Raw genomic sequence first — 6841 nt, forward strand, 5'->3', positions numbered from 1 at the left:
AAAGGCACGGACTGGAGTGCGATCATGAGTTCACCTCGATAACCTGACCGTGCTGATATTGATTGAAACTGTTCATCTGGCCGGAGAGTGCCAGCAGACGGGCCAGCGACACCACATATTGATAAGCCGCCGCCGCGCGCTGGGTCTTGACCCCTGCCAGCTGGTTCTGGGCATCCACTACATCGAGTGACGTGGAGAGCCCCTGCCCGAAGGCCTTGTCCCGCAGCAGCACGTTCTCCTCGGCCAGCGCCTGAGTGGAAGAGAGGGATTGATACTCCTCCAGCCCCTGCGCAGCTTCACGCCAGGTCTTTTCCACCAGCAGCTTCAGATCATCGCGGGTCTTGGCCTGCAGCAGATTGACCTGCAGCTCGGCACTCTTGGCGGCCTGCACCGTCTCGGAGCGGCCATCGCGGCTCACCAGCGGCATGCTGACGCCCACCCCCACCAGCCAGTCTGGCGCGGTCTTGGAAGCTATCGAATCATCTTCATAGAGGTTGTAGTTACCGAACAGGAACACCTCGGGGGCATATTTGCCCTGCTCGACCCGGATCATCCCCTTGGCCTGCTCTTTCTTGGCGCTAAGCAATTTAAGGCCGGGGTGTACTTCCAGGGTCTGTTGCACCAGCCCATCGAGGCGCGGCAGCTCCTCATTGACGAATAGGCCGCTGCCAGGCTGGGCATCTGGCAACTTCAGCATGCGGCCAAGGGCCAGTTCGGCGATCTCGAGACTGCGGCGCGCCTTCTGGGTATCGATGCGGGCGCGGTCATAGGCCGACTGGGCGGAGAGACGCTCCACCTTGGCAATCTGCCCCTGCGCTTCGAGCTTCCTGGCGTGATCCAGATGACGGGCCAGCCCGTCCTCAATATCCTGCTTGGTCTGCACCACCTGACCTGCCAGCACCACACCGAAATAGGCCTGGGAGAGGCTCTCGAAAGTGGACTGCTCCTTGAGCACCAGCAGCTGCTGCGCCTCGCTCACCTGTGCCTGGCGGATATCCTGCGCCGCATCGATGCGACCGCCGGTAAAGAGCGGCCAGAGCATCTTGACCGAGCTGGTCACGACATTCTGCTTGGTGAGAGGTGTAACAAAGTCGTCGGGACTGAGATGGAACTTTTGCATGAGTGGCGCCAATACCTGACCCAACTCCGGATGGTTGGCGATGGGGTTGAGATCCATCATGTCGAGTTCCATCGGCTGATCGAGGTGGGTATAGCTGGCGCCCACATCTACCTTGGGCAGATACATGGATTTGGCAGCCTCGCGCAGCTGCTTGGCGCGATCGACCCCTGCCTGTTCGGCGGCCAGCCCCTCATCCTGCTGGATGACCCGGGTCCAGGCCTCGCTGAAACTGATGGTCTGTGCCTGCGCCGACCCCAGCACGGCACCCAGCAGACACGGCCAGAGTGATGTAATGAACCTTGACGTCATAGATCCCCAATCCGCATTGTTGCAAAAATGTTTGGAGCTTTTGCTCGCATAAGCCCGCCATCATAACGCAAACGAGGCCGACAAGTGGACAGACAATTATGCAAGGGGCTGGCCCGAATGGTACAGCACTCACTGACGGTCAATCTGGCCGTTTTTCAATAACTCCAGAATTTGCAAGCCTTGGCGCGACGTTTTTTTCAGAAAAAAATGGCTGACGCTCAAATACTAACCTTTTCTCCTGCCTAAAAAATGCGTAATATACGCCGCCCTAAGCCGATGGTAACCGTGGAATGCAGATAGGTCCCCACACGCTTGAAACTCCCTTGATCGTGGCTCCCATGGCCGGTGTAACTGACCGACCATTCCGTGAACTTTGTTTGCGACTGGGGGCCGGCATGGCCGTTTCCGAGATGCTGCTGGCCAACCCGGATGTCTGGGATACCCAGAAAACCCGGATGAGGATGGATCACTCTGCAGAAGGCGGTTTGCGATCGGTCCAGATTGCCGGAGCCGACCCCGAGATGATGGCGTTTGCTGCCCGCTACAACGTGGAGCAGGGCGCACAGATCGTCGACATCAACATGGGATGTCCGGCAAAAAAAGTGAATAAGAAGCTGGCAGGTTCAGCCCTGCTGCGATACCCCGATCAGGTCAAAGCAATTTGCCGGGCCGTGGTGGATGCAGTGGAGGTGCCTGTCACCTTGAAGATCCGCACAGGATGGGATCCGGATAACCGCAATGGCGTGGAGATCGCCCGAATCGCCGAAGATTGCGGTATCGCGGCCCTCGCCGTGCATGGTCGTACCCGTGCCTGCCTCTACAAGGGCGAAGCGGAGTACGACACTATCAGGGCGATTAAGCAGGCCGTATCGATTCCTGTTGTCGCCAATGGCGACATCAACAGCCCGGAAAAGGCCCGGTATGTCCTCGACTATACCGGCGTCGACGCCGTGATGATCGGCCGCGCTGCGCAAGGACGACCCTGGATTTTCCGGGAAATCCGTCATTTTCTTGAGACGGGCACCAAGCTGCCGCCTCCCGAAAGGGAAGAGGTTCGCACCCTGATGAACGAGCATGTAACCAACCTGCACCAGTTTTATGGTGCATATCTGGGAGCGCGCATAGCCCGTAAACACGTGGGCTGGTATCTGGATGAAGAAGAGACGGGCCGAGAATTCCGTAAGCACTTCAATGCCCTGGATTGTGCAGACGCACAACTTGAGGCACTCGAAGCGTATTTCGATGGATTAGGTTAACGCATAACTAAAGAGCCGACCGAATATGTTCGAACAAACCCTGACTTCTGATGCATTGGTAACAACTACTCACAATCACGCTGCCGAGCCGACCCAGCGCCCCCTGCGTGACTCTGTGCAACAGGCCCTGCGTAACTACCTGGCCCAGTTGAACGGTCAGGAAGTGATTGATCTGTACGATATGGTTCTTTCCGAAGTCGAAGCGCCGATGCTGGACGTGATCATGCAGTACACCCGCGGTAACCAGACTCGCGCCGCCGTGATGATGGGCATCAACCGTGGTACCCTGCGCAAGAAGCTCAAGCGTTACGGCATGAACTAAGCCATAACAGCTAAGCTATTGAAAATAAAGGCACCATCATTTTATTGATAGTGCCTTTTTCGTTTTGAACCCACATTTGAACCCACACCTACAAGACTAGTTATCATTGTCGACGACTCAACTCGGACTAGCCTGATGAACAGCGTTGACCACATAACTGTACCTATCCTCCCCATGTTGCCTAATGCAAGAGAGGGCCAATGGCCCTCTCTTGCTATCTATGTTGTTGGTCAGTGCAAACAGCACTGCTTGTACTTCTAGCCGCAGCCAAAGGGACACGGCTCGTTGCGGCCAATCTTGATGGGTACCACCACTGGTGTTCGCTACGTTGTGCCAGAAAGTGGGCATGAAGGATACGAGCAGCAAATCGGGCCTTGGTGGCTTGCTCTTGCAGGTGTTCATTGCTGAGCGCCTCCAGCGACGTAGACATGGTTTCTTAACCATGTGTTCTTTATGGTCTCTGTCATCCGGGGGATGTCGCTCCAATGGATAGGCATCTATATCGGTCTCAGGCACAATGTTCGATTAGATAGACCTGATAATGGGTAGTTCAGCTGATGGCACGAATATTAACCAAAGCGCAATTGAGTAAACTGGAAAGCAAAAGCCAAGCCGAGCTGTTGGCTATCGTGCTTGACCTGGCAACGCATCTTCCCCTCGCAAAAAAGCACCTGATTAACCAGTACCTTACTGCTGAGGATGCATTATTGGCATTGGCAAAAAAAGAGTATAGCAAGCTCACTCGTCGCCCCCCTTCCTGGGATTATAAGGAGGTGGATGCCTTCTTCGATACCTTGCAAAATCAGTTTATTCCGTTGCTGGCCAAGGGGATCGTCGCCTCTCCAAGGGAGGGAGAACTCTTCGCCCTCGAGTTGCTGGCGAATGCCAGAGCCTTGTATGAAAAGATGGATACATCCAGTGGCAGCTGGGAGGACTACCATCTTGCGCTGGTCGAACAGTGGTTGATGGCGATCGCTGCTCAACGAGAGTCTGTCCCCCCAGAGGTGCTGGCTCGTCGATTGCGTGACGGATTGTCAGACATTGATCCATCGATCAGCATTACTTGCCTGTTTGATTACCGTGATGTGCTCGGCTCCCCAGTGATGCGAGCCTTGCGCGATAACTATGCGGCGGCAGGTCTATTGCCAGAGGCGTTGGGGTTGAGCTTTGAGTTGCGTGATATTGCATTCTTTGACTCGGTGCAACAGGCTGGTCTCTTTAGCCACCCCCGTCAGCAGATTGACTATGCCAGACTGCTGACCGACGAATTACGCGCCGATCAAGCCATCGCGGTATTAGAGGCAATGGACTCGGCTCTGTTGCAGCGCCACCGCCAATTGAACCTGTGGCATCAAGTGTTGATCCGGGCCTATCTGGAAGAGGGACGCCGAGCTGACGCTCATGCTCAGGCATTACGCGCGTTTGCTAGCACACGGGCAAACTCGTTTTTTGCGAGTTATTGCCAAAGTGGAGATGAGCCTAGAGAAGTAGCATTAGGCCAGTTTGTTGCCATTGCCGAATCATGGGGGCTACGCGAGGTCTTGTTGCTGTTGGAGGAGGTTGATGCATGGCCACAACTGGCACAACGGCTTGAGCAATGTACAGATGCAGACTTGCAGGAGGATCTCTCACTCCTTGCTGGTTCAACCGTACGAACCTGGTCGAGCCGCCTCTATCAGCAGGGATTTATCGTGGTGGCAGTGCGGCTACGTCGTCAATTGGTGGCCAATGTCGTTAATCAGGGCAAGAGCACCTACTACACGGGGGCAGCCTCGGATCTGAAAAAGAGCCTGGATTATCAGGCGGCCTTAAAGGTAGAACAAGAGGATGGAGAGAGACCTCTCTGTTCGCCACAGGAGTATCTGAATCAGCTTTATCAGCAGCACAAACGCAAGAGCAGCTTTTGGGAGGCGGTTCGTCAAAAGCTACCGGCCATTACCATGTCGGCGAGCGGTGTGCAGTATCAGGCCGAGAATAAATAAGGCGCTAACACCTTTCACTCGGTCAGTCAGCTTGTGCTGGTGTTCCATGCGCCCTTGGCTGTCCAGCGCCTCGATAGCACTCATCTGGATGTCTCATTGCCACGACATCCTTCAAGCTACCCAAAACAAGAGAGAGCCATTGGCTCTCTCTTGTTTTCGAAATAGGTGTTTTCAAAAAATGTGTTTTCGAAAAAAGTGTTATAGAAAGAAGATCTCATCAAAGTCCGGCTCTTCATCCCAGATGGCGTGCTGACGTGCGTCCCAGCGCTCGGCCAGATAGGGTTTGAGGGTTGCAAGGGTGGTGATGGTCGCCAGTTGTCCATGCAACTGCTTGATATCCCGCTGTAGATAGTGCTGATGCTCCTCGAACGCGAGATCGGTCTTCTTCTTCGAGCGCTGTTTAAACTTGTGCAAGATAACCCCTTGCACTCCCTCCGGGCCACTATAAAAGCAGATCTCGAGCTCACGTTTTTTCTGCCAGAGCGCCGGATTGATGGCCACCAGATTCTCTTCACTCAGCAGCTTGTCTGCCTCGGGCAGATGGGTGTGAGCCAGGTGCAACAGAGTAAACATATCCCGCGTTTCCCACGCATGGCTGAGCTCGCCCATCAGGCGGCTCTTCTCTTCACGCTTGACCGGGTCTTGCTCCCGATCCGGGTGCAGCGTCATAGCCAGCTTGCGATAGAGCTGCTTAAGGCTTGAGTTATCGAGCAGTTGCTCAACCCTGGCAACCTCATCCGGATCGGCCATGTCATGATGATCCTGCCAACGTGCGAAAGCCTCGTCATTGGCAAAGGGGTCATCGCCACAGTCCGGCGCGTCGTCGACCCACTCATGCTCATCACCGCCCTGTTTTTGGGCCTGGGCTTGCATATAGTCGCGCAGCTTCTCGGGATTTCTGACCATCTCGCGCAGCAGCTCGATATCATCGGGGCTCTCGCCAAACGCCTCTTGCAGCATGTCAGTGATAAAATCGCAGCTCGCCTCGAGCTGATCATCATCGAGCTGGCTGACGCTGCCCGCTTGCACCGCCATATAGAGTGACTCCAGATCCAGCTCCCCCCGAAACGGGTTGGATTCAAGATACCCCATCAATTCATCAATCCAGCCATGGAGCATCTCGCGCTGCCACTGGGTAAAACTTTTGCGGGCGGTGAAACCGGCCAGCCGCTGGCAAAGCTGAAAAATCAGCCCACACTGCTCACGCTCCAGAGGCTCAATGTCGCTGACAAAGCGCTGATAGATATCCGCCCCCTCTTGCTCCTGTTTGGCCAGCTTGGCCTGCAGCTTTTCGATGGCCTGCCACTGGCGATGAAAATAGGCAAGGGCCGGACTCTCGTGGCGCGGCTCGGCTTTTTTTCGCTTGGCCGAGGTTTTACTCTTGGTCAGTGACATGAAAACTCCAAATGAAAACGGGATAGTTGGCTACCGTGGCCACGGCAGATTATCAGAGGGGAGGAGATGCGCCTATCCTCGCGGTCTGCTGCCGCGACTTGTCGATCTTGAGAAATCATCCTAAAACCTCGTATTGGGGTACCACGTGGGGTACCACATCTAGCAAACGGTAGGCACATTACTGTATCCACTTACCTGGCCACCGGCAGGTCCTCCCAGCGGGTGGTGTAACAGGGGCTCAGGAGCTCTTGTCGCATCATCCACTCAGGCGACCCCGTACCTTGGCTGGCAAAGCCTACTCGCCCCAATCCCTTGGCTTTGATCTGGTCCATCACTGCCATCAGCGCGTCCGATTGAGCGGAGGACGGGGCAAACAGATCTGCCTGTTGTTGCCCCTTGGGGGTGAACTCACTCAGCATGACGCCCCCCTTCTGATAGCGGTAACCGTCGCGCCAAA

General features: G+C 55.4%; 6 protein-coding genes. 3 read left to right on the forward strand and 3 right to left on the reverse strand.

From position 1 onward, the window contains the following. Positions 1-22 precede the first annotated feature (22 nt). Positions 23-1429, reverse strand: coding sequence for a TolC family protein (locus tag AACR93_RS20365; protein WP_043851818.1), 1407 nt, complete (start codon positions 1427-1429; stop codon positions 23-25). Between the two features lie 290 nt (positions 1430-1719). Here AACR93_RS20365 and dusB point away from each other — a divergent pair, with 290 nt between their 5' ends. The 3 genes from dusB to AACR93_RS20380 all read left to right on the forward strand — a co-directional run bounded on the left by dusB (position 1720) and on the right by AACR93_RS20380 (position 4989). After that, positions 1720-2685 (forward strand): tRNA dihydrouridine synthase DusB, encoded by a 966-nt coding sequence (dusB, locus tag AACR93_RS20370; RefSeq protein WP_033114933.1) that lies wholly within the window; start codon positions 1720-1722, stop codon positions 2683-2685. A gap of 25 nt (positions 2686-2710) precedes the next feature. Further along, a complete protein-coding gene (gene fis / locus AACR93_RS20375) occupies positions 2711-3007 on the forward strand; it encodes a DNA-binding transcriptional regulator Fis (RefSeq protein WP_005309538.1) in 297 nt (98 codons plus the stop codon). 557 nt (positions 3008-3564) lie between these two features. Then, positions 3565-4989 (forward strand): hypothetical protein, encoded by a 1425-nt coding sequence (locus AACR93_RS20380; protein WP_042649080.1) that lies wholly within the window; start codon positions 3565-3567, stop codon positions 4987-4989. 198 nt (positions 4990-5187) lie between these two features. On the opposite strand, the gene AACR93_RS20385 is transcribed toward AACR93_RS20380, so the two are convergent. Both AACR93_RS20385 and AACR93_RS20390 read right to left on the reverse strand, forming a co-directional pair. Next, a complete protein-coding gene (locus AACR93_RS20385; RefSeq protein ID WP_043851819.1) occupies positions 5188-6384 on the reverse strand; it encodes a J domain-containing protein in 1197 nt (398 codons plus the stop codon). 191 nt (positions 6385-6575) lie between these two features. Beyond that, positions 6576-6841 (reverse strand): DUF4113 domain-containing protein (locus AACR93_RS20390; protein WP_043851820.1); only part of this gene is annotated, 266 nt, incomplete at its 5' end.

Source organism: Aeromonas sp. L_1B5_3, from assembly GCF_963866575.1.
GTDB classification, from domain to species: domain Bacteria; phylum Pseudomonadota; class Gammaproteobacteria; order Enterobacterales; family Aeromonadaceae; genus Aeromonas; species Aeromonas jandaei.

Bases quoted from the DNA above. Each gene is read 5' to 3' on its own strand.
- AACR93_RS20365 (WP_043851818.1), bottom strand. From the start codon at position 1,429: ATGACGTCAAGGTTCATTACATCACTCTGGCCGTGTCTGCTGGGTGCC.
- dusB (WP_033114933.1), top strand. From the start codon at position 1,720: ATGCAGATAGGTCCCCACACGCTTGAAACTCCCTTGATCGTGGCTCCC.
- AACR93_RS20380 (WP_042649080.1), top strand. From the start codon at position 3,565: ATGGCACGAATATTAACCAAAGCGCAATTGAGTAAACTGGAAAGCAAA.
- fis (WP_005309538.1), top strand. From the start codon at position 2,711: ATGTTCGAACAAACCCTGACTTCTGATGCATTGGTAACAACTACTCAC.
- AACR93_RS20385 (WP_043851819.1), bottom strand. From the start codon at position 6,384: ATGTCACTGACCAAGAGTAAAACCTCGGCCAAGCGAAAAAAAGCCGAG.